This window comes from Thermosulfurimonas sp. (assembly GCF_015491435.1).
In the GTDB taxonomy this organism is placed as follows: Bacteria; Desulfobacterota; Thermodesulfobacteria; order Thermodesulfobacteriales; family Thermodesulfobacteriaceae; genus Thermosulfurimonas_A.
Map to the genome: position 1 here is coordinate 1 of NZ_WFVX01000185.1, position 2,596 is coordinate 2,596.

2 protein-coding genes, 1 tRNA gene and 1 pseudogene are annotated in these 2,596 nt (G+C 56.9%); 1 reads left to right on the forward strand and 3 read right to left on the reverse strand.

Going from position 1 to position 2,596, the window contains the following annotated elements:
* Position 1: 1 nt before the first annotated feature.
* Positions 2-88: transfer RNA gene (locus F8J34_RS08495), tRNA-Leu, on the reverse strand.
* Between the two features lie 82 nt (positions 89-170).
* Complete coding sequence (gene hcp, locus F8J34_RS08500; protein WP_297058333.1) at positions 171-1,787, reverse strand: hydroxylamine reductase; 1,617 nt, start codon at positions 1,785-1,787, stop codon at positions 171-173.
* Between the two features lie 125 nt (positions 1,788-1,912).
* On the opposite strand from hcp, the gene F8J34_RS08505 reads away from it, so the two are divergent.
* On the forward strand, positions 1,913-2,302 hold the full coding sequence (locus tag F8J34_RS08505) for a hypothetical protein (protein ID WP_297058335.1): 390 nt from the start codon (positions 1,913-1,915) through the stop codon (positions 2,300-2,302).
* Positions 2,303-2,345: 43 nt separating this feature from the next.
* Here the strand turns inward: F8J34_RS08505 and F8J34_RS08510 are convergent.
* A pseudogene (locus F8J34_RS08510) lies at positions 2,346-2,596 on the reverse strand (acetylglutamate kinase); the annotation flags it as partial.

Genomic DNA, 2,596 nt, shown 5'->3' on the forward strand with positions numbered 1-2,596 from the left:
ATGGTGCCGAGGGCGGGACTCGAACCCGCACGGGGGTATCCCCACTGGATCCTGAATCCAGCGCGTCTCCCAATTCCGCCACCTCGGCAATCTTTTTTCTAATTAAACCGACTTGTATGAGTCGTCAAGTAGGGACAGTGGGGGCGGAGGATTTCCGCCCCCTGAACTGGTTAACGGCTCAGGCAGGCCTTAAGATCCTCATCCGGAGTGGAAATGGGCCTGAGATTGTATTTCTCGGCAAGAAAGTTCAGCACATTCGGGGTGAGGAAGGCCGGCACACTCGGGCCCAGCCGGATGTTCTTGATCCCGAGATAAAGCAGGCTCAGGAGAATGGCCACGGCCTTCTGTTCGTACCAGGAAACGATGAGCGAGAGCGGGAGATCGTTCACATCCACGTTAAAGGCTTTGGCCAGCGCCAGGGCGATCTGAACGGCGCTGTAAGCGTCGTTACACTGGCCGATGTCCAGCAGCCGGGGAATGCCTCCTATGTCTCCCAGGTCCTTGTCGAAGAAGCGGAACTTGCCGCAGGCCAGCGTAAGCACCACACAGTCCCTGGGGACCTTCTCCACAAATTCGGTGTAATAATTGCGCACGGGTTTGGCTCCGTCGCAACCTCCCACCAGGAAGAAGTGGCGGATGGCCCCGCTTTTTACCGCATCGATGATCTTGTCGGCCACCGAAAGGACGGCATGGCGGGCAAACCCGGTCATGACCTCCTTGCCCGCAGAATCCGCCTCAAAACCTCCCATCTTCTTGGCCATCTCGATTACCGGAGTGAAATCTTCATTGGGAATATGTTTTACCCCCGGAAAACCCACCGGCCCCAGGGTGAAAACCCGATCTTTATAGCTTTCCTTAGGGGGCATGAGACAATTGGTGGTCATGACGATGGGGCCGGGAAAGGCAGGAAATTCCTTCGGCTGATTCTGCCAGGCCGTTCCGTAGTGGCCATACAGATGTTTAAACTTCTTGAGTTCGGGATAGCCATGGGCCGGAAGCATCTCTCCGTGGGTATAGACGTGGATGCCCTGCCCTTCGGTCTGCTTAAGAAGCTCGTAAAGATCCTTGAGGTCGTGTCCGGACACCAGGATGGCCGGCCCGGCCTTGTGCCCCAGAGGAACTTTAGTGGGCACCGGATGTCCGAAGGTTTCGGTGTTCGCAGCGTCGAGTAACTCCATGGTGCGAAGATTGATGCGGCCGGCCTCAAGGGCCCGGTTCACCCAGTCCTCAAGCGAAAGGTCGTCGCGATAAAGGTCCACCAGGGCCTGTTTCATGAAACGGTAAACCTCATCGTCCTCTTTGCCCAACTTGGCGGCATGATAGGCATAGGCGGCGATCCCCTTCAGGGCATAAAGTACGGTGAGCTTAAGGGAAAAGATATCCGGATCCCGGGCCTTCTCAGGCTTGAGCTCCACCTCCTCGCCCTGTTTGATCATCCCTTCCAGCGTAGCCGCGGGTTCGAAGCGAGCCGCATCCGAAACCTCGGAAATACCGGCCTTGTTCTTTAAGGTCTCGCGCCATTCCACGGCCCGGCGAATGTAGTCCGCGATGCGCTCCGGATCGAAATTAACGTTGGTAAGGGTGGAAAACAGGGCTTCGCACAGAAACACATTGGCCTCCCTATCCTTCACCCCTTTCTCCTCGGCCTTAAGCGACACCTCCGAAAACCCTACCAGGGCATGCACCAAAAGATCCTGAAGCTCGTCCACCTCGTGGGTCTTGCCGCACACCCCGATCTTGGTGCAGGCTTGGCCCTTGGCCGTCTGTTCACACTGATTACAAAACATCCTCAACACCTCCTATTTGGATTTTCAAGATCTATCATATCTCTAATACGTCCAAAAAGAACCCGCCTTGACCCAGATCAAAAGCAGGAATTAACTAGGAGATAAATCCCCTGAAGGAGTGAAGCATGAAAAGGGTTCTCTTACTCATAATAGTTGCGGGGATGTTGTCGCTGGGAGCCCCGGCCCGAGCCGCGGTTCTGAGCACCCGGGCCAAGGAAGTCTATGCGGTGTATATCGTTCCGGCTCCCAAGGCCTTTCCCACGGAACTGGGTTACGTGATCACCAATTTCGGGCCGGGGAACATCAATTTCCTGGAGCGAGTGGACGTGGTGGTGGACAAGGAGGGGAGAGTGCAGGGGATTCAACTGGTATATACCCCGCCGGATGGCTTCAAACGGCATGTCTTCCTGGCCGGAAGACGCACGCTGATCGTCCAGGAGGCCCGGCCGGGTTCCCTTAAAAAACGGGTTCTCTTCCGGGTGATCACCACCGAGGAACTCAGCCAGCTGGACTAGGCTCCCGGATCAGGGAGGTACTGGCCAGCCCGAGGATCACAGATTATCCCTCGGCAGGGAGGATCTCCGTGCCTACCCCCTGGTCGGTGAAGAGTTCGAGAAGAAGGGCGTGAGGGACCCGGCCGTCAATGATGTGGGCCTTTTTGACTCCGGCGAGAAGGGCCTTCCAGGCACTTTTTAGCTTGGGAATCATCCCTCCGCGGGCCACCTCCTGCCGGAGCAGATCTTCCACCTGTTTGAGGGTGAGGCTGGAAAGCAGACGCCCCTCCCCGTCCATCACCCCCTCTACATCGG

What these genes read in the sequence shown, in the direction of transcription:
- hcp (WP_297058333.1), bottom strand. Translation starts at nt 1,787, where the DNA reads ATGTTTTGTAATCAGTGTGAACAGACGGCCAAGGGCCAAGCCTGCACC.
- F8J34_RS08505 (WP_297058335.1), top strand. Translation starts at nt 1,913, where the DNA reads ATGAAAAGGGTTCTCTTACTCATAATAGTTGCGGGGATGTTGTCGCTG.